We start from the raw sequence: 23,365 nt of genomic DNA on the forward strand, positions 1-23,365 counted from the left end.
CGGCCCCGACGGCACCACGCCACCGGCCGCGGTGAGGCGGGGGCTACGGTCGCGCGCACCGTGGGCCCCGCAGTCAGCCTCGTCGTCCCCGCCTTCCAGGCCGAGCGCACCCTCGGCGCCGCCCTGTCGGGAGCCCTGCGCCAGACCTGGTCGCCCCTCGAGGTGATCGTCGTCGACGACGGCTCCACCGACCGCACCGGCGAGATCGCCGCGGCCCACGGGCGCAGGGTGCGGGTGGTTCGCCAGCCCAACCGGGGCGTGGCCGCGGCCCGCAACCGGGGCGTGGCCGAGGCGACCGGCGAGCTGGTGGCGTTCTGCGACGCCGACGACATCCTCTTCGACGAGCACGTCGAGGCGCTTGTGGCGACGCGGGCGACCGCCGGCACGCGCCGCGCCCTGGCCACCGCCAATGCGTGGTGGCTGTTCCCGGGTGGCATCCACCCGGGCCAGACCCGCCACAAGGGCCGCTTCCCCCGGCCGACCGAGCAGCGCCGCGCCATCCTCGAGCAGAACTTCGTGTCGACGATGTCGCTGTTCCCCCGCGCCCTGGTCGACGAGATCGGTCCCTTCGACGAGACGCTGACGCACGCTGAGGACTGGGACTTCTGGCTCCGTGCGGTGATGGCCGGCCACCGGGTCGCCCACCAGCCCCGCCCCCTCGCCCTCTACCGCTGGGACGCCGCCGGGCTCACGGCCGATCGCGACCGCATGGACGAGGGCGCGCGGGCGGTGCTCGCCAAGGCGGCCACCCGTGCCGACCTCACGCCGGCCGAGCGCGGGTACGTCGAGCGCCGCCTGGCCGGTCCCGGCCCCCACGAGCTGGCCCGCCGGGGCGACGCCTGCCTGCGGGCCGGCCGGTACCGCGACGCCGCGACCGCGTACCGCCAGGCCGCCGCGCTGTGCCCCAGCGAGCAGGCGCTGGTGCGCAAGGCCCGCCTGCTCGGCCTGGCGCCACCGGTGCTCGGCCCCCTCCTGCGCGCCCGCCAGCAGGCACGGGAGGACGCCGTCGGGTTCGACGAGGGCCACGTCCGGTGACCCGACCGGGCCTGGGGCGCGCGCGCGTGGCCTTCGTGGTCGACGCCGCCTCGCTCGGGGGCGCCGAGCACTACGTGGCCCTGCTCGCCGAGCACCTCCCCGAGCGGTTCGAGGCCAACGTCGTGGCCACCGACACCACACCGGTGGCGCTCCTCGACGAGCTCGAGGGCCGTGGGATCCCGGTGCGCCTCGTGCCCCGGGTGCGCCACAAGGTCGACCTCGGCCGGCTGGCCGCACTCCCGCGCGTGCTCGGCGACCTGGGCCCCGACCTGGTGCACCTGAACCTCACGTGGCCCACCAACAACCGCCACGCCCTGCTCACGGCCACCCTCGGGCGCCGACCCGCGGTGGCCACCCTGCACCTGGCCGGCGGCCTGCCTCCCGGTCTGCAGCGGCAGCACCTGCGCCTGCTGTTCCGCCGCCTGCGGCGGGTGATCGCCGTGTCGGGCGAGGTGGCCACCGCTCTGCGCGACGGCCTCTCGGTGCCCGCCGATCGCATCTGCGTCGTGGCCAACGGCGTCCCCGTGGTGCCGATGCAGCGGCGTCCACCCACCCTGCCGGTGCGCATCGGCGGCATCGGCCGGCTGAGGGCGGAGAAGGGGTTCGACCTGCTGGTCGCGGCCACCCGCCGGCTCGTCGCCCGGGGCGCACCCGTGGAGGTGGTGATCGCAGGAGAGGGCCCGGAGCGCGACCGGCTCGTCGCCGCCGCCGAGGGCCTGCCCGTCGAGCTGGCGGGGCACGTCGACGACGTGGGCACCTTCCTCGCCACCCTCGACGTCTTCTGCCTCCCGTCCCGCTGGGAGGCGCTGCCGTTCGCCCTGCTCGAGGCCATGATGAGCGGGCTCCCCTGCGTCGCCTCGGCGGTGGGGGACGTTGCTGCGGCGGTGGACGGCGCCGCCCTGCTCGTGCCGGCCGGCGACGAGGCCGCCCTCGACGCCGCCCTGGAGGGTCTGGCCCACGATCCGGCCGAGCGGGCCCGGCTGGGCGACGCCGGCCGCCGCCGGGCCGTCGAGCGCCTGAGCGTGGGGACCATGGCCGCTGCGACCGCGGCCGTGTACGACGAGGTGCTGTCCGCCCCGCGCCGGCGCCCGTGATCAGCCGGCGGCCGGGCCGCTCGGTGGCGCTCCCTCGATGCCGGCGGTGAGGCGCCGCCGGCCGGCCTCGGCGAGGGCCAGGCGACGCCCGGCCCACCCCGGCGCCGTCGCCGCGGCCAGCGCCTTGGCGCGGGTACGCAGTGGCAGACCCCGCCGCCAGAGCAGCTGCGACGCCAGCCGCCGGGCATCCGGCCGGCCGTCGCGCAGCGCAGACGTGGCCGACACCACGGCCAGCTCCGCCCTCGCCTCGTCCAGCCCGCGGAGGGCGATGCCGCGCTGGGCGTCGCTGAGCACCGGCCAGGAGGCCACCCGCTCGAGCACGTCGACCCGCCCCTGGGCGCGGTGCAGCGGGTCGGCCGTCTTGCTCCCCTCGTGCAGGCGGTACATCCCGAGCGGCTCGTCGACGAGCCCGGCCACGGAGCCGTCGAGCAGCAACCGCGCGAAGAGCTCCCAGTCCTCGTTGTGGCGCATCGACTCGTCGAAGCCACCGACGGCAACCAGGCGGCTCCTCCGGACGGCGACCATCACGCCGAGGAAGTTGCCCCGGATGATGGCGGACCGCTGGTCGCCGACCTCGAACCGGTAGCTCGGGTCGTAGCAGCGGCGCACCACCGCGCCATCGAGGACCAGGTCGGCGTCGGTGGTCACCAGGTCGAGGTCGGGCCTGGCCGAGACGGCCTCGCCCAGGCGTTCGACCCGTCGCGGGTGGAACGCGTCGTCGCCGTCGAGCACGGCGATCCAGTCGCCCCGAGCGACGGCGATGGCCGCGTTGCGGGCGGCCCCCGACCCTCGGTTGGCCTGGCGCACCAGCACGATCCGCTCCGTGAACGGGCCGAGGGCGGCATCGAGGTCGTCGGTCGACCCGTCGTCGCACACGATGACCTCGAGGGGGGGCACCGTCTGGTCGAGCGCGGAGGCCACGGCGCCGCCGATGAAGGCCGACACGTCATGGGCGGCGAGCACCACCGAGAACGTCGGGATCGGGCCGGGGCCCGTGGGGGCGCCGGCGGCCGGCGGCGGCGCCCTCAGCGTTCGCACCGGCCCACCTCCCGGCTCACGCCAGCCACCGGCACGCGGCCGCCATCACCGGGCCGAACCGCTCGCCGACGCTGTCGGTCAGCCATGCGGCGTCGTCGCGGTGGAGAACCTTCACGATCGCGGCCACGACCCAGAAGGCCAGCACCCCCGCCGCCAGGGCCACCCCCAGGCCCAGGATGCGCCCGACCACGTCGACGGCGGGGCCGAGCGCGCCCCACGCGACGAGCCCGCAGGCCACCGACGCCAGCGCCGCCCGAGCCAGGTGCGACCAGTGCAGGCGCACACCGCCGACCTTGCGCGCCGCGTACACGAGGAGGGGCAACGACGCCACCACCTGGGCCAGCCCGTTGGCCAGGGCCGCACCCCTGGCCTGGTGCGACGGGATCAGCAGCACGTCGAGCGTGAGGTTGGTGGCCGCGGCGAGCGCCGAGATCAGCAGCTGGAAGCGGATGCGACCGATGCCCTCGAGCAGCGCCTGGCTCACGGTGACGAGGGGCACCAGCGGGAACGAGATCATCATGATCCGCAGCACCGGTCCGGCGGCCGCGTAGTCGGCGCCGTACACGCCGGTGAGGACGGCCGGCCCCAGTGCGAGCACCATGGCGGTGATCGGCAGGCTGAGCAGCACCAGCAGCCGCACGGTGCGGCCGAAGCCCGAGCGGATCCGCTCGTCGTGGCCCGCGCCGAACAGGGTCGCGACCGCGGGCGCGACCACGCCGGCCAGCGCGCCGGGCAGGATCACCAGCGCCGACGCCGCCGCGAAGGCGATGGAGTAGATCGCGAGCTCCGACGGCGGCGCGTAGCGCTCCAGGAAGAAGAACTCCGTCCGTCGCCACACCACGAACGACAGGTACGCGTCGGCCGTCGCGATGAGCGTGAACGAGGTGAACGCCCGGCGCAGCCCGGGATCGATCCGGTGGGGCACGGCCGGCGGTGCAGCCCACCGGTCGGGCAGCCTGCGGCGGGCGAGCCGGCTCGTCCACAGCAGGTTCACCGCCGACACCACCGCCTGCACCGCGAACATGGCGGTGATGCCCCCGCCCGCGAGGAGCACGGCCACCGTGCCGACGGCGGCCCCCGCGCCGGTCACCATGCCGACGACGGAGCTGTCCCGCCAGCGCTGCATGCCGATCAGCACCGACGACGGCACGCGGTGGAGGATCGCCATGGCGCTGGAGACGCCGCACAGCGCCCACGCCCAGCCGAGGGGCGGCCGGCCGAGGCCGGCCACCACCAGCCCGGCCCCACCCAACGCCGCTGCGGCCAGCTCGATCCGCCACGCGGCGCGGACCATCGCCCGGGCCGTCTCGGGCCGCCCACGCCCCCGCAGCTCGCCGATGTAGCGCATGAGCGCGACCGGCAGGCCGCCGGTGAGCAGGGCCACCACGGCGATGCCGACGAAGGCGATGTAGCTCTGGCGGCCCATGTCGTCGGGACCGAGGACGCGGGCGGCCACCACCGACATCACCAGCGTGTACGCCTGCGGCAAGAGCTGGCTCGCGCTGTTCCACACCCCTCCCCGGAGCACGGAAGCGCCGGTGGTCATCCGCGCGGCGTCGGCCTCCTCGTCGTCGAACGGGTCGACGGTGCTCACCGCGCCATCCGCTCGTACAGACCGGGCAGAGCTGCCGTCGACCGCACGGGCGTGTAGCGCTGGTCGAAGGCCCGGCGAGCGGCCGCCCCCCGCTCGCGACGGGCGGCTACGTCCACCAGCACCTCCACGGTCGCGGCGGCCAGCGCGTGGTCGTCGTCGGGGAGCACCACGAGCCCGCCCGGCGCGTCGAGCCCTTCCGCCCCGCAGGCAGTTGTCACCACGGGCAGCCCGGTCGCCAGCGCCTCGAGCACCTTCACCTTCACCCCGCTGCCTCGGTCGAGGGGGTACGTGAGCACCGACAGCTCCCGCAGGAAGGCCGCGGAGGACGTGACCGGCCCACGGAGCTCGATGCCGGGGCCGGCCCACGCCAGCGACTGGGTGCCCCGGCCGGCGATCACCAGGCGGGCGTCGGCCACCTCGCGGCGCACGAGCGGCCACACCCGCTGCACCAGGCGCCGCATGGCCGACGCGGTCGGAGGCCACGACGCCGTCCCGATGATGCCGACCGTGGGCGGGCCGTCGAGGGGCGCCGGCCCGTAGCCCACCGGGTCGAGGCCCAGCGGTGCCAGGGTCACCTCGGCTCGCGGGGAGTCGTGCCGGAGCGTCTCGGCCACGCGAGGCGAGCTGGCGATCAACCAGCGCTGCGACCGGATCACGACTCGCTCGCGCCGGGCGAAGCGCAGGACCTCGCGGAACGCCGGCCGCCAGGGTGGGCCGACCGACCGGTCGAGCCGGGCCCGGTAGTGCAGGTGCACCACCGACGGCACGGGCAGGCCTACGGCGCACCAGGCGGCCTCGACGGCCTCCACGTGGACCACGTCGACCTCTCGGGCCCGCGCCCGCACCCGGTCCTGGAACGGGCTGCGCGCCAGATCGTCGTGGGGCCGGCGGAGCCGGTGCCCGAACGACGCCGGCGTCGCCGAGGACGCGTCGACGGTGACCATCTCGGCGCCGAGGTCGGGCGGAGGGTCGCCGGACACCGAGAAGGGCTGGCGGGCGGCGAGGACGTCGACGCCCACGCCGTGGGCGCGCAGGCCCCGGATCAGGGCGACCGAGCAACGGCCGGGTGCCCCGCCCTCGGGGAGGGGCGGCTCGGCCAGCACCAGCAGCACCCTCATCGGACCTGGCCGGCCGGGCCCGAACCCGCCGTCACCGGACGACCGCTCACGGGTCGCAGGGCACGAGCAGGCCCACCTCGGCGAGCGCGGCCGCGGCCGCTGCCACCTCGTCGAAGGTCAGACCGGACCGCTCGGCCACGTCGAGCAGCGAGTGGCGGCCGTCGGACAGGTTGAGCACCCAGAGCAGGCCGAGCTCCGGACCGCCCGAGCGCTGCCAGAGCGGGGTGGCGTAGAGCCCGCGCCGCCCCAGCTGGGGCTCGCCCTTCGGGCTGGTGTTGCGCCAACGACCGTCGCGCTCGAGCACGTCGAGCACGGCCAGCAGGGCGTCGAGCGACGCGGCCAGGGAGGCGGGCCGGACGAAGCCCAGATCGTCGGCGGACGTGTGGTACTCGGGATACGTCCCGAAGGGCGTACGGCTGAGGCGACCCACCGGCAGGTCGAACCCCGGTGAGCAGAACTGGCGCTCGTCGTAGCCGTACGGCGAGAAGTCGACCACGTCGCCGCCGTCGGCCCGCCCGGCCAGCACGTGCGCCGCGGCGCGGTCGACGGCCGCCCCTCCCCGGCGACTGCGCTTGTAGGTGAGCGGTCCGGGGTCGCCGACACCGGCGACCACCAGGCCGTGGCACAGCCGCCCGAGGCTGTCCTCGTTGCCCGCCAGCCACGTGATGGCGCCGATCGTGGCCGGAGCGACCACCACCCGGTACGTGTGGCGGGTGGGCACCTGGGCGAGCAGCGCCCCGGCCATCGCCACCACCGCGATGCCCGAGAGGTTGTCGTTCGCCAGCGACGGGTGGCAGCAGTGCGCCCAGAGGAGCACCTCGTCGTCGGTCTCGCCCGGGATCACCGCCTCGCCGTACGTCAGGTGACCCGGCTCGAGGGTGCCGTCGATGCACACCTCGTAGTCGCCCTCGGCCATCGCCTCCAGGTCCCGGTGCGCCAGGCAGAAGCCCCAGCCGTCCCCGCCGTACGCGGTGCGGTACGGGATGACGTCGGGCCGGTCGGGCAGCGAGTGCAGGTGCGGGCGGAGCTCATCGAGCGACATCCGGCGGTGGAGGGGCACGCTCTCGCTCACCAGGTGCAGCGTGCTGTCGGCCAGATCGATCACGCGCCGGCCGGCGGCGTCGGCCACGTAGGCGTCGCGGATGCGCCACTCCCGCGGCACCGTCCAGTCGAACACGGGCGTCCCCGTCGGCACCTCGTGGAGGGTGAGCGGGAGCACCTCGCCGACCAGCCGGAGGGTCTCCCGGACCCCGTCGCCGGTGCGCCCCCGCAGGAGCGGGAAGAGGCGCTCGACGAGGGCGTACAGGGCGGCCCCGGCCTCGGTCCGGTCGAGGTCGGCGCGGCGCGCGGTCAGCCCGTCCGCCGGGTTCAGCCAGGCCGTGGCTCGGTCCAACGCAACCGCTCGTCGAGGCGCCCCTCGCCCTGCAGCTCGAGGATGCGGCGGATCCGCACGCAGTGCGGCCCGGTCAGGTCGTCGACGGTGAACCGCGCCCGCACGAGGGCCTCGACCAGCTCGGCCACGCCCTCGCGGACGGTCCACCGAGGCCGTGCCGCCGGCAGGACCCTCGCCAGCTTGTCGCAGCTCACCCGGTAGTCACGCTGGTCGGGGCCGGCACCCTCCTCGAACACCACGGTGGCCCCCGGCACGGCCTCGGCGACCAGGGCCGCGACGTCGCGCACCTGGTAGTTCTCGGCGGTGCCGCCCACGTTGAAGGCCTGGTCGTGGATCACATCGGATGGGGCGTCGAGCACGGCCAGGAAGGCGGCGGCGATGTCGCGGGCGTGCACCAGCGGCCGCCACGGGGTGCCGTCGCTCTTCAGCCGGATCTCGCCGGTGGTGAGCGCCCAGCCCACCAGGTTGTTGACCAGCACATCGGCGCGCAGGCGGGGCGACACCCCGTAGGCGGTGGCGTTGCGCAGGTAGGTGGGGTGGAAGTGGTCGTCGGCCAGCTCGGCCAGATCCCGCTCGGAGAGCACCTTCGACTCGCCGTAGGGGGTGATCGGGTGGAACGCCGCACCCTCGTCGAGCACGGCGTCGCCGGCGGCGCCGTAGAGGCTGCACGAGGAGGCGAAGACGAAGCGCGAGACCCCGGCCTCCTTGGCCGCGGCCGCCAGCTGCACGGTCGCCCGGTGGTTCACCTCGAACGTGAGATCGGGATCGAGGTCGCCCAGCGGGTCGTTCGACAGGGCGGCCAGGTGGAGCACCGCATCGACGTCGGCCACGTGGCCCGGGAGCACCTGGCGGACGTCGCCGGCCACGTCGGGCAGCGACTCGGGGGCGGGGACGCCAGGCAGCGACCAGGCGCCGAACAGGTGCGCGTCGAGCCCCACCACGTGGTGCCCGGCCGCCCGCAGAGCAGGCACGAGCACGGCACCGAGGTAGCCGTCGTGACCGGTCACCAGCACGCGCACCCTAGGACCCTCCCACACCCGCCCCGTCGGGCGTGCCCGTGACCCGCTCGACCAGCCCGGGGCCGATCACGCTGCCGCCGAGCAGCTTCCAGGCGCCGCGGTCGAGCAGCAGCGCCGGGGCCCGGCGCCCGACCAGCGCCAGGGCGCGGGCGGTGGGCCCGAACCGCCGCTCGGGCAACGTGCACCGCCGGGCGTAGGTGAGCAGCTCCTGCCGGCGGCGCCGCGCCGCCAGGCGACGGAGGCGCCCGGCGTCGGGCACCTCGCCACGGTGCTCCTCGAGGAAGGCCAGCTTCACCTCGTGCACGCGGTCGATCAGCTCGGGGCCGAGCACGTAGCCGTCCTCGACGACCGGGCCGAGCGCCGCCGAGTGGCTCGTGCCGTGGATGCGGTACGACACCAGGCTCCGGCGCACGAACGCCACGTCGGCCAGCAACGAGAGGCGGAGCCACATCCCCAGGTCGATGGGCGGCAGGTCGGCCGGGTGGAACCAGCCGACCGCCGCGCCCACGTCGGTGCGGACCAGCGCCGTCGACGAGCACACCCGGCACGACGAGCGCATCGTCCGCTCGAGGAACACCCGGCCGGGCTCGTCCGTGTCGGCGGTGAGGCCGTCGGTCCAGTCGACGTCGCGGCGGAGCAACGCGCCGTCGCCGTCGACCAGGTCGAACGCGCTGTGCACCATGCCCACCGAGGGGCGGGCGTCGAGCACGGACGCCAGGGTGGCCACGGCGTCCGGCGAGGCGAACAGGTCGTCGTCGCCGAGCAGCAGCAGGTAGTCGCTGTCGACGCCGGCCGCAGCCCGGGCGAAGCTCTCGATCAGCCCGAGGTCGGTCGGTCGGCGCAGGTACCGCACCCGGGGATCGTCGAACGCCGCCACCACGTCGGCGGTGTCGTCGGTCGAGGCGTTGTCGGCCACCACCACCTCGAGCCGTGGGTGCGTCTGGCCGAGCACGCTGGCCAGGCACGATCGAAGCCAACGCGCCCGGTTGCGCGTGGGCACCACCACCGTGACCGAGCCCGTCCCCATCGTCGGCGGATCGTAGACCGGACCACCCACCGGCCCCGGGGACCGGCGTGGCTAGCGTGCCACGAGTGCACCAGCCTCCCGCTGCAGGGTCGCGCCCGCTCCGCGTGCTGCTCGTCTGCCAGCCCACGGTGGGCGGCGCGGCCGTCTGCGTCCGCCAGCTGGCCGAGGCCGGGGTCGGCCAGGGCATGCACGTCACCGTCGCCTGCCCCGACGACGGCGACCTGCCCGGCTGGGTCGACGTGGCGGGGGCCGACCGCGTCGTGCTTCCCATGACCCGCCAGCCGGGCGCCGCCGACGTCGCGCTCGCCCGCCGCCTCCGTCGCCTCCTCGACGCCGCCGAGGTCGTGCACCTCCACTCGTCGAAGGCGGGGGCGCTCGGCCGGCTGGCCCTGCTGGCCACCCGGCCCGGCCGCCGGCCGGGCTGCGTGTTCACGCCCCACGGTTGGGGGTGGCACGTCGGGGGCCCACTGGCACCCGCCTACCGGGCCTTCGAGCGCGCCGCGGCGCGCCTGGCCGACGCCATCGTCACCGTCTCCGAGGAGGAGGCCGCCGAGGGCAGGGGCGTGCTCGGCGGCGGCGCCCGACGGCTGGTCGTGATCCCCAACGGCGTCGACACCGAGGCCTTCACCCCCGCCGGGCCCGTGGCGGACCGGGGCGAGGACCCACTGCTCGTGTGCGTCGGGCGGCTCGTCCCCGAGAAGGGCCAGGACGTGGCCGTGCGCGCCCTCGCCCTCATGCGGGCCACGAGCGCTCGGCTGCGCCTGGTCGGCGACGGGCCGGAGTGCTCGGCCCTGTCGACGCTCGCCCAGCGCCTCGGCGTGGGCGGTCGCGTGGAGCTGGTCGGGTCGACGACCGACCCGGCCCCGCACCTGCGGGCGGCCGACGTCGTGGTGATCCCGTCGCGCCGCGAAGGCATGTCCCTCGTGCTCCTCGAGGCGATGGCCTGCGGCGCCACCGTGGTGAGCACCAGCGTCAGCGGCAGCTCCGCACTCGGTGGCGCCGGGCTGCTCGTTCCCACCGGCGACCCGGGCGCGCTCGCTGCAGCGATCGACGCCCTGCTGGCGGACCCGGCCCGGCGGACGCGGCTCGGCGAGGCCGCGCGCCATCGGGCGGCCGCGCAGTACGACCTCCGGGCCACGACGACCCAGAACCTCGACCTCTGGCACGGGGTCGCCCGTAATAGCGTGCGACGGTGGCCCGCACGCTGAGCAGCCGACCCGCGACCCGAGGGGTGCGGCGCGCCACGGCAGAGCCCCTGGAGCTGCCCAAGCCGCTCGCCGCGAGCGCGCTCGTCGGCGTGGCCCTCGGCGTCGGCTTCATCACGTCGTGGTCTCCCGCCTTGGGCATGGTCGCCGTGATCGGTCTCGGCCTGGTGCTGTGGGCGGCCTCCCACCTCCTCGTCGCGGTTGCCATCCTCACCGCCTCGTTCTTCTTCGAGGCCTACCTCACCGGCGGCGGGTTCCTCACGCCGGCGAAGGGCCTGGGCGCCATCGCCCTCTGCGCGTGGCTCCTGCACTGGGCGGTGCGCCGGGAGGCCATCGTCACGACACGCCAGCTGTGGCCCGTCGCCGGTCTGTCGGCGTGGCTGATCCTCTCCTCGGCCGCATCGCGCGACCTCGGTGCCGCGGTGAACACGTCGGCCCGCTGGGCGATGTTCTTCCTGCTCTTCTTCCTCGTCGTCCAAGCCGTCGACGGCGACCGCCACCGGGCCGGGGTCCTGATCGACGTGATGATCGGGAGCGCTGCGCTGGCCGGCGCCATCGGGCTGTGGGGGTTCTTCTCGGGCACCGTCGAACGCGCTGCCGGGCCCCTCGAAGACGCCAACGACTACGCGTTCCTGCTGGCCAGCACGATCCCGCTCGCCATGTGGCGGCTCGGCACCGTCCCCCGGGGCCGGCAGGTGCTGGTCGCCGCCGCGATCGTGCTCTCGGCCGCCGCCGTCCTGGCCAGCTTCTCGCGCTCCGCCCTGCTCGGCCTGGCCGCCGCTGGTGTCTGGGCCGTCGCCACCCGCCGCATCAGGGCCCGCTGGGCGGGAGCGGCCCTGCTGGCCGTCGTCCTCATCGGGCTGACGGCCTGGCTGCTCGAGCCGAGCACCGTCGAGGAGGCGCTGACCCGCAAGCAGGCCGTGGCCGGCTACAACGTCGACACTCGGGTGAGCTTCTGGGAGACGGCGATCGAGCAGTTCCGGTCCTCGCCGATCCTGGGAGTCGGCCCCGGCGGCTACGAGGCCCGCTTCGCCGAGTTCAACCCCGACTACGGCACCTTCGACAAGCCGTTGCCGGTCGAGACCCCCACCACCCACAACACGTACCTCAACGTGCTCGCCGAGCTCGGGATCGTGGGCACCGCGTTCTTCGTGGCCTACCTGGTCCTGGCATGGCTCGATCTCCGCCGCCGCTTCCCCACCGACCGCTCGGCCGACACGCTGCAGGGCGCCCTCGCCGCCGGGTTCGTGGTCGCGATCGTCGGCTCCGCGTTCCTCACCCAGCAGTTCTACGCGCCGATCTGGGTGCTCGGCGCGCTCGGTGCCACCCTGGCCGCGGGGGCACAGGGCCGACGCGCACCCTCCGATCGCAACGAGACCCTGCGAGGACGCGCCGGCGGGCCGGCGCCGACCTGACCGCCGTGCGCGTCGCCTACCTGCTCACCCAGTCGACGGGCGGGCCCGTCGACCTCACCGTCGGCCTCGCCCTCGCGCTGGCCCGTCGCGTCGACGCTCCCGACGTCGTGATCGTCGGCCCCGAGCCGGTGACGAGCGCCGGTGACGCCACGCCGCTGTGGCGTCGTGCCCAGGCGAGCACCAAGACCGACGTCCGGGGGATGCGCTCGGTGCGCGCCGCGCTCGCTGCGGCCCGACCAGATCTCGTGCACGCCCAGGATCGGCGCGCCGGCCTGGTCGCCACCACGGTCGCGCGCCTGGGGGTGCCCGTCGTCACCACCTACCACGGCCTGCCCGACGGTGCCTCTCGCCTGTTCGTGCAGGCCGGTCCCTGGGCCGAGCGGCTCGAGCCCGGGGCACTGGCCGTGCTGGGCGGCGACGCCGTCGTCGGCCGCCTCGCCGACGTGACGGTGGCCCCGTCGGAGGCCATGGCCCGATTCCTCCGGGGCCGACTGCACCTGCCGGCGCGCCGCGTCCGCCACATCGCCAACGGCATCGCCCCGCTGCCGGCCCACGCCGTCCGCGACTCGGCGCAGCGCTTCGTCCACGTCGGCACGTTCTCACCGCAGAAGGACGCCCTCGGGTTGGTGACCGCGTTCGCCGAGGTGGCCAGGACCCGCCCGGGGATCACCCTGGCGCTCGCCGGCGACGGTCCGGAGCGCGCCGTGGCCCAGGAGCGGGTCCGGGCCCTCGGCGTCGAGGACCAGGTCGACTTCCTCGGGTACCGCACCGACATCCCTGCGGTCCTGGCGCGTGCGGACGCCTTCGTGCTGGCCTCGCTGAGCGAGAACCTCCCGCTGGCGCTGCTCGAGGCCATGAGCGCCGGGCTGGCCTGCGTGGCCTCGACGGTCGGTGGCGTGTCGGAGATCCTGCGGCCCGGACAGGGGCTCCTCGTCCCGCCCGGCGAGCCCGGCGCCCTGCGCGCCGCCCTCGCCCGCCTGGCCGACGAACCCGGCCTGGCCCCTGCCCTCGGTGCCGCGGCGGCGGCGCGGGTTCGGGATGCCTTCACCCTCGACCGCTGCGCCGACGCCCACCTCCGCCTCTACCGCGACGTCGTCGCCCGCTGACGTGCGGCTCCTGCAGGTCGTCGCCGAGCTCCGACCGGGCGGTGCCGAGCGCATCGTGATCGACCTGGTCGCCGACGCGGTGGCCCGCGACGACGTGGTCGTCGTGGCCTCGGCCGGCGGACCGTGGGTGGCCCGCGTCGAGGCCGCCGGCGGCGCCCACTTCCCGCTGCCCGACATCGACCGGGGCGTGGCGGGCACCCTCGCGGCGGCCCGCCGGCTCGTCCCCCTGCTCCGCCGATGGTGGCCCGACCTCGTGCACACGCACAACGTGGGCGTCACCGTGGCGACCGGGCTCGCGATGGCGGCCGCGCGCCGCCGGCCGCCCCTGGTGACCACGCTCCACGGGCTGGCCCCGAGCGACTACGGGCGCGCCGCCCGGCTCCTGGCCCGCACCGGCGGGCTCGTGGTGGCGTGCGCACCAGCCGTGGGCCGCTCCCTCCGCGCCGCCGGCTTCCCGGGGGACCGCCTCGAGGTCATCACCAACGGCGCGGCCCTGGCGCCCGCGACCCCGGAGCGCACCGCCGCCCTGCGGTCACGGCTCGGCCTCGACGAGCGCCAGGTCGTGGCGGGCGTCGGCCGGCTCGTGGAGCAGAAGGACTGGCCCACCCTGGTGCGCGCCCTCGCCGGACGCCGTGACCTGCAGGTGGTGCTGGCCGGCGAGGGCCCGGCCCGCGACGAACTGGCCTCGCTGGCCGCCGCCCTCGGCACGCCCCTCACCCTGGCGGGGGCGGTCGACGACGTGCCCGCCCTGTGGGGTCTGGCCCGCTGCGGCGCGGCGACCTCCACGTGGGAGGGCCTCCCCCTCTCCCTGCTGGAGGCGCTCTCGCTCGGCGTGCCGATGGTGGCGACCGCGGTCGACGGCGTCACCGACGTGGTGCCGCCCGGCGCGGCCAGGTTGGTCCCCTCCCGCGACCCGTCGGCCGTCGCCGCCGCCATCGACGACCTGCTGGCCGACGGCGCCGCCCGCGACCGCCTGGCCGCCTCGGCGCGGCAGGCCGCCGCCGGCTGGGCACCGGCCGCCATGCTCGCGGCCTACCGCGCCCTGTACGCCCGCGTCGCCCGCTGAGCGCCTGGCCGCCGCCGGCTGAGCGGATGGTCGCCGCCGTCGATCCGCCATCCGGGCTGGTGCGCTGATGGTCGCTCACCGACCACCTGCGCACGAGCCTGGTGGCCGACGCCATCGCCGCGTCCGAGTGGGAGAGGCTCGTCGCCGACCGACGTTCGTCGAGGCCCAGGCCGCCGTCAGCGGCGGGGGCGGCCCCCGAAGGGCACGTCGAGGTCGACACCCTCGCGGGCGCGGGCCAACACGACGCCGAGCACCGCGGCATCGACCGCCTCCAGGCCCTTCACCGCGGCCTGGAGCTGGCGTGGGCCCGTGGCCCCGGCCCGGACGAGCAGCAGCACCCGCTCGGCCGACGCTGCCAGCAGCCGGACCTCGTCGCCCGACCGCAGGGGCGGGCCGTCGACGATGAGCAGCTGGGCCAACCCCGCGAAGCGGTGCACGTACTCGAGGTAGAGGGCCAGCTCCTGCGCCCGGGTGCGCACCGGCGGGCCGGCCGCGACCACCGACACGTTGGGGTGCTCGGTGGGCTGCACCACCACGTGGGGCTCCACGCCGTGCAACAGGGTGGAGGTGAACCCGATGTCGGCCCGCACGCCGAAGATGGCGTGCTGGGTCGGGCGCTGGAGGTCGCCGTCGAGGACGATCACCGAGATGCCGAGCTCACCCGCGATCACCGCCAGGTTGGCGGTGAGCAGCGACGCGCCGGCGTCGGCGTCGAGCCCCGCGACCATGAGCGTGCCCGCCCCCTCGGGCATGGCGAACACGGCGTTGGTGGCCACGGTGCGGAGGCTCTCCTCCAGCCCGGCGAACTGCGCGTCGCCGAGCACCACGCGCCGGCCCGGTCGCTGGCGCTCCTCGGGGATCACCCCGAGCAGGGGCATGTCCGCGTCGAGCAGATCGCGGGGCTCCTGGATGCGGCCGAAGAGGCGATCCCACACCACGGCCGCGCCCACCGCCAGGGCCAGGGCCACGACGACCGCGGCCACGAGCACCAGCGTGGGCCGCGGCGACACCGGGCCCTCGGGCACCCGCGCCTCGTCGATCATCCGCACCGTGAAGACGCCGTTGTCGGCGACCACGGCGAGGAACTGCTCGGCGGTGGCGGCGGCGATGGCCTGGGCCTGCTCGGGGTCGGAGGAGCGGACCTGGATCTTGAGCACCCCGGACCCGGTGGACGGCCGGGCCGCCACCTGCCCCTGGAGCTCGCCCCCCGTGGTGGGGAACGGCAGCGACTCGGCCACGCCCTCGAGGAACGACCGGCTGGTGACGAACTGCGAGTAGGTGGGCAGCAGGCCCTCGATGCCACCGAGGTAGAAGGGCAGCGTCTGGGTGTTCTGCGGGTCGGGGAGGAAGGCCAGGGTGGCCTGCGACTCGTACACCTCGGGCTGGCGCGACACGAACAGCAGCGCGGCCAGCACCACCAGCACGAACGCCGCCAGGGCGACGAGCCGGCGGCGCCACACGATGCGGACCACGTCGGCGGGGTTCACCTCGACGATCGTACGGGATCGCCCCCGGGTGACCCGGGATCGACGCACTGCTCGCGTCGGTGGCGCGATCCGCGCGCTCCGTGGTGAACCCGGCCGACTCGGTATCCTCGCGAGGGCATGGACGACCCGGAGCCCGCCGCGGCCGAGCCCTCCGCCCCGCCCCGGGCCGGGCGACGCCTGCCGCTGGTGCTCGTCGCGCTCGCCCTGCTGGGTGGCCTCGGCCTGGTGGCCCTGGAGACCCGCTCGCCCCGGGCCGGCGCCCAGCCCGTCATCGAGGCCTGGCCGGCCGGGCGCCCCGCGTCGTTCCTGATCCGCAACGACGGGCGGCCGGTCGACTGGTCGGTGGAGGCGCCCCGGCGCCGTCTGGTGATCCTCAACGCGTGGGAGTGGCGAGAGATCGCCAGCATCAAGGCGGCCAACCCCCAGGCCATCGTGCTCGTCTACAAGGACCTCTCCTCCACCCGGAGCTACGCCGGCGCGTACGACGGCGGGCGCGACGCGGCGCTGCTCCCCACCGGTGTCGGCTACGGGTTCGCCGACCGCGAGCACCCCGAGTGGTTCCTCACCGACGCCGCGGGCCGCCGCCTCGAGTGGGCGCCCTACCACGATCACTGGTTCATGGACGTGGGCAACCCCGAGTACCAGGAGCAGTGGCTCTGGAACGTGTTCGACGAGCTCGACCGCAACGGCTGGGACGGCGTGTTCATCGACAACGCGCTCACCCGGGCCACCGCGTACGGCACGGCGCCGGCCGCCTACCCGACCGACGCCGCCCTGCAGGCCGCCACCCGCTCCATGCTCGCCAACGTGGGGCCACGGCTCCACGCCGTCGGCTTCCTCACCATCGCCAACGTGTCCGACGCCCGCCTCTTCCCCGGCCTGTGGGCCGACTGGCTGCAGCTCGTCGACGGCGCCATGGAGGAGAACTTCGTCAACTGGGACCGCACGCCGGGCGGGTCCTACGTGTGGGACTGGGGGCCCGACGGCTGGCGGGCGCAGGTGGACGAGGTGGCGACGGCGGCCTCGCTCGGCAAGGTGGCCGCGGTGGTGGTGCAGGGCGACCCCCGCGACGCCGAGGCGGCCCGCTACGGCCTGGCCTCGTACCTGCTGGCCAGCGACGGCCGCTCCATGATCAGCGTGACCAACGCCGGCCTGTGGCTGCCGGAGCTCGGCTGGGACCTGGGCGCGCCGCTGGGGCCGGCCGAGGACCTCGGCGGCTCGGTGCTGCGCCGGCGCTTCGAGCGCGGGCTGGTGCTGGTGAACGCCTCGCAGGGCGGCACCGCCCAGGTGGCACTCGACCGCGCCCACGTCGACGCCCGCGGGCGTTCGGTGTCGGCGCTGAGCCTGCCCGCCCAGCGGGCCGCCGTGCTCCGCCTGCCCTGAGCCCCCGCCGTCGGGCCGTCAGGCCCGGACCGGGAGGGAGCCGGCCGGGTAGGGCGTGAACGCGGAGCAGAGCGTGAGGACCTCGTGGCGCACCGCTCCCACCTCGGCCTCGTCGTCGCGGTTCCGCAGGGCCCGGGCGATCAGCGCCGCGATCTCGGCCATCTCGGGCTCGGCCATCCCCTGGGTGGTGACGGCCGGCGTGCCGATGCGCACCCCGCTGGTGACGAACGGCGAGCGCGGGTCGTCGGGGATGGTGTTCTTGTTGAGCGTGATCCCCGCCCGGTCGAGCACCGCCTGCGCCTCCTTCCCGGTGAGGTCGGCGTCGAAGGTGCGCAGGTCGACCAGCACCAGGTGGTTGTCGGTGCCGCCCGACACCAGCCGGAACCCCTCGGCGGCCAATCCGGCCGCCAGGGCCTGGGCGTTGCGGACGATCCGGGCGGCGTAGTCGGCGAACGACGGGTGCGCGGCCTCACGGAAGGCGACCGCCTTGGCCGCCACCACGTGCTCGAGCGGCCCGCCCTGCAGACCGGGGAAGACCGCCTTGTCGAGGGCCGCGGCGTGCTCCGCGGTGCTGAGGATGCAACCGCCGCGCGGCCCCCGGAGGGTCTTGTGGGTGGTGAACGTGACGATGTCGGCGTGGGGCACCGGTGACGGGTGGGCGCCCCCGGCGACCAGACCGGCGATGTGGGCGGCGTCGAACAGGAACAGCGCCCCCACCTCGTCGGCGATGGCACGGAACGGCTCCGGGTCGATCCGGCGGGCGTAGGCGGTCGCGCCGGCGATGATCAGGCGCGGCCGCTCGGCCCGGGCCAGGTCGCGGACCTGGTCGTAGTCGATGCGCTCGTCGCTGGGCGACACGCCGTAGGGCACGAACCGGTAGAGGCGCCCGGAGAAGTTCACGGGCGAGCCGTGCGTGAGGTGGCCGCCGTGGTCGAGGCTAAGGCCGAGGACCGTGTCGCCGGGCTGGAGCACGGCCAGGTAGACGGCCATGTTGGCGTTGGCGCCCGAGTGGGGCTGCACGTTGGCGTGGTCGGCCCCGAACAGCAGCCTGGCCCGCTCGCGGGCCAGCTCCTCGGCCTCGTCGACGAACAGGTTGCCGCCGTAGTACCGCTTGCCCGGGTAGCCCTCGCTGTACTTGTTGGTGAGAACCGAGCCCGACGCCTCGAGCACGGCCGGCGACGCGAAGTTCTCCGACGCGATCAGCTGCAGGGTGGTGTTCTGGCGCTCGACCTCACGGTCGATCACGGCGAAGAGCTCGTCGTCGCGCTCGGTGGGCCAGGGCATCGGCGCTCCCGGGGGGTGGCGGGCGGGCGGGACCCCTGATCCTACGGCGCCGGTCCGGCCACCGGCCCACACGGGACCGGCCCCGCCGTGGGGGCTACAGCACGACCTTGGCGGCGTGGAAGGCCTCGGCGTACCGGCCGGGGGCGGCGCACTCGAGGCCGCGGACCCGCAGGAGCCCGAGGAAGGTGTCGGCGTCGAACCAGTGGCGGCCGGCCTGGCTCGGGAACCCCTCCAGCAGCAGGGCGACCTTGCGGCGCGCCACCGCCTCGTCGAGGGGCACGAACAGGTTCGGCTGGCCCCGATCGCCGAGGTCGCCCTCGTACTTGGGGATCTCGTACTCGAGGACGAGCTGGTGGCGGAACGAGTTCCAGGTGAGCTCGGCCACCGTGCGGTGGTCCTGGTGGCGATCGGCCCGACGGTGGGTGAGGACGAGATCGGGGTCGAGGGGCTCGAGGCCCTGGATCACGGCCTTCACCTCGGCCCACGCCGCCGGGAAGTAGCTCTCGGGCAGCTCGTGCACGGCGACGTGCGCGGCGCCGGCGCCGGCAAGGAATGCCTGGGCGCTGGTGCGCGCCTCGGCCGCCCGCTCCGCCACCGCCGACAGGACCACCCAGTGCACCTCGAGACCGGGCTGCTCGGCGACGAGGCGGAGCAGGGTGCCGCCGGCACCGATCTCGACGTCGTCGGCGTGGGCGCCGAGGGCCAGGACCCGGAGGGGACGCCCCGCGGGCGGGGACAGGCGGAGGAGCGTCGTCACACCCACCAGGGTGGCATCCCGGCGCGCCACAGGGACTCGAGCTCCTCGTTGTCCTTCAGGGTGTCCATCGGCGCCCAGAAGCCGTGGTGGTGGCGGGCGTGCAGCTGGCCCCGCGCGATGAGCCGGTCGAAGGCCGCGCCGACGAGGTCCTCGCCCTCGTGGAGCACGTCGAACACCTCGCGCCGGAGCACGAAGTAGCCGCCGTTGATCCACAGGTCGGAGCGGGTGACGTCGGCGATCGAGGTCACGACGCCCGACTGGTCGTCGACCAGGTGGAACGTGTAGCGCGGCCGGGCCGCGAGCAGCGACGCGATGACGTCGTAGCCGCTCCCTGCGGAGGCGACCGCCCGCTCGATCGGCTCGTCGGTGACGGTGTCGCCGTAGTTGGCCAGGAACACCGGCTCGTCCTCGAGGAGATGCCGCACCCGCAGCAGCCGGGTGCCGATGGGCGCGTCCGGCCCGGTGTCGACGCAGGTGACGGAGTAGTGCTCCACGTCGGGCAGCGGGGGGTGGCCGGCGAAGTGCGCCTGGATCACCTCGGCCCGGTCGCCCAGGCACAGCACGAACTCGTTGTGGCCCTGGCGGGCGTAGTAGCGCATCACGTGCACCAGGATCGGGTGGGGCCCCACCGGCACCATGGGCTTCGGGGCACCGCTCGGGTGGTCACGGATGCGCAGGCCCTTCCCCCCGCAGAACAGCACGACCTTCACGTCGCCTCACCGATCATTGGTCTCCGCAGCCTCCGCGGCTCCCCCCCGCAGAACAGCACGACCTTCACGTCGCCTCACATCGGCGCCGCGGGCCCCGCCGTGAGCCAGGCCGGGCCATCAGGGCTCGACCACCTCGACCTCGGGGATCGGCACGACGAACCGCCCTCCCCACCCGCGGACGGCGTCGCCCAGCTGGGCGACGATCTCGCGGCGCAGGTTCCACGGGAGGATCAGCACGTCGTCGGGGCGGGCCTCGAGCAGGGCCTCGACCGGCCTGATCGGCAGCCGCGCCCCGGGGGTGAAGCGCCCGTGCTTGTAGGGGTTGCGGTCGACCGTGAACTCGACCAGGTCGGTGCGGATCCCGCAGTAGTTGAGCAGCGTGTTGCCCTTGCCGGGGGCGCCGTACCCGACCACCCGCCGGCCGGCGTCGCGAGCCTCGATCAGGTAGGAGAGGATCCGCCGCTTGGTGCGGTGCACCCGCTCGGCGAACGCCTGGTAGACCGCGAGGTCCTCGTAGCCGGCCGCCCGCTCGCGGGCCAGCAGCTCGTCGAGGCGGGCCGAGCGGGGTGCACCCGAACCGCCATCCCTGTCGGCGCAGAGGCGGATCGAGCCGCCGTGCGACGCCAGCTCCTCCACATCGAACAGGCGCAGCCCACGCGACGCCAGGAAGCGCTCGGCCGCGACGACCGACCAGTACTGGAAGTGCTCGTGGTAGATGGTGTCGAACTGGTTGCCCTCCACCAGGCGGGCCAGGTGGGCCACCTCGATGGTGAGCACCCCGTGAGGGGCGAGCAGCGTGGCCAGCCCGTCGGTGAAGCCCCGCAGGTCGGGGACGTGCGCGAACACGTTGTTGGCCACCACCAGGTCGGCCGGCCCCGACCGCCCCACCAGGTCGGCGGCCGAGCCCGGTCCCAGGAAGACGACCTCGGTGGGGATCCCCTTGGCCACGGCCGCCGCCGCGACGTTGGCGGCGGGCTCGACGCCCAGCACCGGGATGCCCCGCTCCACGAAGTGCTGCAGCAGGTAGCCGTCGTTGCTGGCCACCTCGACCACCAGCGACGCCGGACCCAGGCCGAGGCGCTCCGTCATGGCGTCGGCGTACCGGCGGGCGTGCTCGACCCACGAGTCGGAGAAGGACGAGAAGTAGGCGTACTCGGAGAAGATCTCCTCCGGCGCCACGTACTCGTGCAGCTGCACCAGCCAGCAGGCGGTGCACACGTAGGGGTGCAGCGGATAGAAGACCTCGCCCCGGTCGGCGTCCTCGGCGGCGACGAAGCTCTCGCACAGTGGCGACAGGCCGAGGTCGACGAAGGTGTGCCGCAGCGGTGCGCCGCATGCCCGGCACGCTCCGGCAGCAGGGTCGGGCGGCGTGCTCACGGGCTGCTCCTCGGGACGCCGAGGTCGACGACGGTGGCGAGGAGGGCGTCGAGCTCGTCGGCCGTCCGCTCGAAGTCGGCCTGGTCGCCACCCAGCGGGTCGGCGACGTCGTCGTCGCCGTCGTAGCCCAGCAGGTCGCGGGGCGAGCGCCCCTCGTGGGTGCGGGCCAGCCAGGCGTCCAGGGGCTCGCCGTCGACGCGCGGCCCCACGCGCCGCGCCCGTCGGACCAGCTCCTTCAGGGTGTACGAGCGGGCGAAGGCAGCGGGGACGCTCACCACCGCCTCGCGCAGGTGCTCGCGGGCCATGGCCAGCAGCAGGTCGGCGCCGTTCACCAGCTCTGGGGTGAGCGGACGGCTGACGTGCCCGGACAGGTCGATGCCGCGGGTCGCCAGCGCGGCGACGGCGCGAGGGTCGGCCGGTCCCAGGGTGGCCGCGGTGCCCGCCGAGCGCACCGTCGCCGCCGCCCCGCGCCGGTCCAGGCGGCTCCGGAGGAGGGCCTCGGCCATCGGCGATCGGCACACGTTGCCGGTGCACACGAGCAGCACGTCGATGGCGGGAGCATAGGGCGGCCGAAGCCGGCTGCCGTGCTGCCGTGGTGCCGTGGTGCCGTGCTGCCGTGGTGCCGTGCTGCCGTGGTGCCGTGCTGCCGTGCGCTGTGCGCCGCCGGGCCCGGTGCCGGGCCGTCGTGCGGAGGCGTGGCGGCCTCCCCCCATAGACTCGACCGGCCGGTCGACTCCGACCGGCTCCGCCCGAGAGGAGCCCCGTGGCGCTCGACCCGAGGACCCCCGTCATCGTGGGCGTCGGCCAGACGCTCCAGCGCGTCGACGCCATCGCCGACGCTCGCGAGCCCGTCGACCTCATCGCCGAGGCCGTCGAGCGGGCAGCCGACGACGCCGGCACCCGCCGCCTGCTGGCGCAGGCCGGTGCCCTCCGGGTGGTGCGCCTGCTGTCGTGGCGCTACCGGGACCCCGGCCGCCTCGTCGCCGATCGGGTGGGTGCCACCGGTGCCCGCACCACCTACACCGCCGCAGGTGGGAACACGCCCCAGTCCCTCCTCAACGACACCGCCCTCGCGATCCAGCGGGGCGAGCTCGACGTCGCCGTCCTGGCCGGGGGCGAGTGCTGGCGCACGCGCATGCGGGCCCGGCGCGCCGAGACGACCCTCGACTGGACGGTGCAGGGCGACGACGCGGAGCCCGACGAGGGCTTCGGCACGGAGCTCAGCATGGTGCACCCGGCCGAGCAGGCCCGGGGCATCTTCCTGCCGGTGCAGGTGTACCCGATGTTCGAGAGCGCCCTGCGGGCCGCTGCCGGCGAGGGCATCGACGAGCACCAGGCGCGGATCGCCGAGCTCTGGGCCGGCTTCAGCGCGGTCGCCGCCGCCAACCCGTACGCGTGGATCCGCGAGGCCCGAACCGCCGAGGAGATCCGCACCGTGTCGGCGTCGAACCGGATGATCGGGTTCCCGTACCCCAAGCTCATGAACTCGAACAACGACGTCGACCAGGCGGCAGCGGTGATCGTGTGCGCCGCCGAGCGGGCCCGGGCCCTCGGCGTGCCCGAGGATCGCTGGGTGTTCCCCCTGGCCGGCACCGACGCCCACGACCACTACCACGTCACCAACCGCGCCGACCTGCACTCGTCGCCGGCGATCCGCACCGCCGGCCGGCGGGCGCTCGAGCTGGCCGGCGTGGGCGTGGACGACCTGGCCCACGTCGACCTGTACTCGTGCTTCCCGTCGGCCGTGCAGATCGCGGCGGCCGAGCTCGGGCTGGGGCTCGACCGGCCGCTCACCGTCACCGGCGGCCTGAGCTTCGCCGGCGGGCCGTGGAACAACTACGTGATGCACGCCATCGCCACCATGGCCGACCGGCTCCGGGCCGAGCCCGGCGCGCGGGGTCTCGTGACGGCCAACGGCGGCTACGTCACCAAGCACGCCTTCGGCGTCTACGCCACGACGCCCCCGGCCGAGGGCTTCCGCCACGACGACGCCCAGGAGGTGGTCGACGCCCTCCCCCGGCGCGAGGCCGCCGAGGAGCACGACGGCCCTGTCACCATCGAGGCGTACACCGTCATGCACGACCGCGAGGGCGCGCCCGAGACCTTCATCGCCGCCTGCCTCACGCCCGACGGCCGGCGTGGCTGGGGCGTGAGCCGCGAGCTGGCCCTCGCCAAGAGCGCCACGATCGAGGACGGCATCGTCGGCCGGGCCGCCCACCTGGCCGCAGACGGGGCCGTCGAGCTGACCTAGAACGGT

The 23,365-nt window shown here is 75.3% G+C and carries 20 protein-coding genes; 8 read left to right on the forward strand and 12 right to left on the reverse strand.

What is annotated here, in order from left to right:
• Positions 1-60: 60 nt before the first annotated feature.
• Together IPM45_06750 and IPM45_06755 are read left to right on the forward strand one after the other, a co-directional pair.
• Positions 61-1,035 carry a glycosyltransferase gene (locus IPM45_06750; protein MBK9179265.1) on the forward strand — a complete coding sequence of 325 codons (975 nt, stop codon included), beginning with the start codon at positions 61-63 and terminating at the stop codon, positions 1,033-1,035.
• Positions 1,032-2,129 (forward strand): glycosyltransferase family 4 protein, encoded by a 1,098-nt coding sequence (locus tag IPM45_06755; GenBank protein ID MBK9179266.1) that lies wholly within the window; start codon positions 1,032-1,034, stop codon positions 2,127-2,129. The genes IPM45_06750 and IPM45_06755 overlap by 4 nt, the downstream gene beginning before the upstream one ends.
• On the opposite strand, the gene IPM45_06760 is transcribed toward IPM45_06755, so the two are convergent.
• From IPM45_06760 to IPM45_06785, 6 genes are all read right to left on the reverse strand, one after another.
• On the reverse strand, positions 2,130-3,167 hold the full coding sequence (locus IPM45_06760; GenBank protein ID MBK9179267.1) for a glycosyltransferase family 2 protein: 1,038 nt from the start codon (positions 3,165-3,167) through the stop codon (positions 2,130-2,132).
• A 16-nt stretch (positions 3,168-3,183) separates the two neighbouring features.
• Positions 3,184-4,761 carry a polysaccharide biosynthesis C-terminal domain-containing protein gene (locus IPM45_06765; GenBank protein ID MBK9179268.1) on the reverse strand — a complete coding sequence of 526 codons (1,578 nt, stop codon included), beginning with the start codon at positions 4,759-4,761 and terminating at the stop codon, positions 3,184-3,186.
• Positions 4,758-5,879 (reverse strand): glycosyltransferase family 4 protein, encoded by a 1,122-nt coding sequence (locus tag IPM45_06770; GenBank protein MBK9179269.1) that lies wholly within the window; start codon positions 5,877-5,879, stop codon positions 4,758-4,760. The genes IPM45_06765 and IPM45_06770 overlap by 4 nt, the downstream gene beginning before the upstream one ends.
• A 46-nt stretch (positions 5,880-5,925) precedes the next feature.
• Positions 5,926-7,185, reverse strand: a complete 1,260-nt coding sequence (locus tag IPM45_06775) for a DUF4910 domain-containing protein (GenBank protein MBK9179270.1) — start codon at positions 7,183-7,185, stop codon at positions 5,926-5,928.
• A 62-nt stretch (positions 7,186-7,247) separates the two neighbouring features.
• The gene (locus IPM45_06780; GenBank protein MBK9179271.1) at positions 7,248-8,291 is read right to left on the reverse strand and encodes an SDR family oxidoreductase; all 1,044 of its coding nucleotides are present in this window, start codon (positions 8,289-8,291) and stop codon (positions 7,248-7,250) included.
• Between the two features lies 1 nt (position 8,292).
• Entirely contained in the window at positions 8,293-9,318 is a 1,026-nt protein-coding gene (locus tag IPM45_06785; GenBank protein ID MBK9179272.1) for a glycosyltransferase, read from the reverse strand.
• A gap of 65 nt (positions 9,319-9,383) precedes the next feature.
• Here IPM45_06785 and IPM45_06790 point away from each other — a divergent pair, with 65 nt between their 5' ends.
• From IPM45_06790 to IPM45_06805, 4 genes are read left to right on the forward strand one after another with little or no spacing between them, the layout of a single operon-like run.
• On the forward strand, positions 9,384-10,526 hold the full coding sequence (locus IPM45_06790; protein MBK9179273.1) for a glycosyltransferase: 1,143 nt from the start codon (positions 9,384-9,386) through the stop codon (positions 10,524-10,526).
• Entirely contained in the window at positions 10,511-11,938 is a 1,428-nt protein-coding gene (locus tag IPM45_06795) for an O-antigen ligase family protein (GenBank protein ID MBK9179274.1), read from the forward strand. The genes IPM45_06790 and IPM45_06795 overlap by 16 nt, the downstream gene beginning before the upstream one ends.
• A 5-nt stretch (positions 11,939-11,943) precedes the next feature.
• A complete protein-coding gene (locus IPM45_06800; GenBank protein MBK9179275.1) occupies positions 11,944-13,044 on the forward strand; it encodes a glycosyltransferase in 1,101 nt (366 codons plus the stop codon).
• Between the two features lies 1 nt (position 13,045).
• The gene (locus IPM45_06805; protein MBK9179276.1) at positions 13,046-14,110 is read left to right on the forward strand and encodes a glycosyltransferase; all 1,065 of its coding nucleotides are present in this window, start codon (positions 13,046-13,048) and stop codon (positions 14,108-14,110) included.
• 176 nt (positions 14,111-14,286) lie between these two features.
• On the opposite strand, the gene IPM45_06810 is transcribed toward IPM45_06805, so the two are convergent.
• Positions 14,287-15,597, reverse strand: a complete 1,311-nt coding sequence (locus IPM45_06810; GenBank protein ID MBK9179277.1) for a hypothetical protein — start codon at positions 15,595-15,597, stop codon at positions 14,287-14,289.
• A 117-nt stretch (positions 15,598-15,714) separates the two neighbouring features.
• Here IPM45_06810 and IPM45_06815 point away from each other — a divergent pair, with 117 nt between their 5' ends.
• A complete protein-coding gene (locus IPM45_06815; protein MBK9179278.1) occupies positions 15,715-16,980 on the forward strand; it encodes a hypothetical protein in 1,266 nt (421 codons plus the stop codon).
• Positions 16,981-16,998: 18 nt separating this feature from the next.
• On the opposite strand, the gene IPM45_06820 is transcribed toward IPM45_06815, so the two are convergent.
• The 5 genes from IPM45_06820 to IPM45_06840 all read right to left on the reverse strand — a co-directional run bounded on the left by IPM45_06820 (position 16,999) and on the right by IPM45_06840 (position 21,653).
• On the reverse strand, positions 16,999-18,264 hold the full coding sequence (locus IPM45_06820; GenBank protein MBK9179279.1) for a serine hydroxymethyltransferase: 1,266 nt from the start codon (positions 18,262-18,264) through the stop codon (positions 16,999-17,001).
• A 94-nt stretch (positions 18,265-18,358) separates the two neighbouring features.
• A complete protein-coding gene (locus IPM45_06825) occupies positions 18,359-19,021 on the reverse strand; it encodes a PIG-L family deacetylase (GenBank protein ID MBK9179280.1) in 663 nt (220 codons plus the stop codon).
• Complete coding sequence (locus tag IPM45_06830) at positions 19,018-19,731, reverse strand: glucose-1-phosphate cytidylyltransferase (protein MBK9179281.1); 714 nt, start codon at positions 19,729-19,731, stop codon at positions 19,018-19,020. The genes IPM45_06825 and IPM45_06830 overlap by 4 nt, the downstream gene beginning before the upstream one ends.
• Positions 19,732-19,848: 117 nt before the next feature.
• On the reverse strand, positions 19,849-21,108 hold the full coding sequence (locus IPM45_06835; GenBank protein MBK9179282.1) for a class I SAM-dependent methyltransferase: 1,260 nt from the start codon (positions 21,106-21,108) through the stop codon (positions 19,849-19,851).
• A complete protein-coding gene (locus tag IPM45_06840) occupies positions 21,105-21,653 on the reverse strand; it encodes a low molecular weight phosphatase family protein (GenBank protein ID MBK9179283.1) in 549 nt (182 codons plus the stop codon). Before IPM45_06840 ends, IPM45_06835 begins: the two co-directional genes overlap by 4 nt.
• A gap of 218 nt (positions 21,654-21,871) precedes the next feature.
• Here IPM45_06840 and IPM45_06845 point away from each other — a divergent pair, with 218 nt between their 5' ends.
• The gene (locus tag IPM45_06845; protein MBK9179284.1) at positions 21,872-23,359 is read left to right on the forward strand and encodes an acetyl-CoA acetyltransferase; all 1,488 of its coding nucleotides are present in this window, start codon (positions 21,872-21,874) and stop codon (positions 23,357-23,359) included.
• Positions 23,360-23,365: the final 6 nt, after the last annotated feature.

It is taken from the genome of Acidimicrobiales bacterium (genome assembly GCA_016716005.1).
Lineage (GTDB): Bacteria > Actinomycetota > Acidimicrobiia > Acidimicrobiales > JADJXE01 > JADJXE01.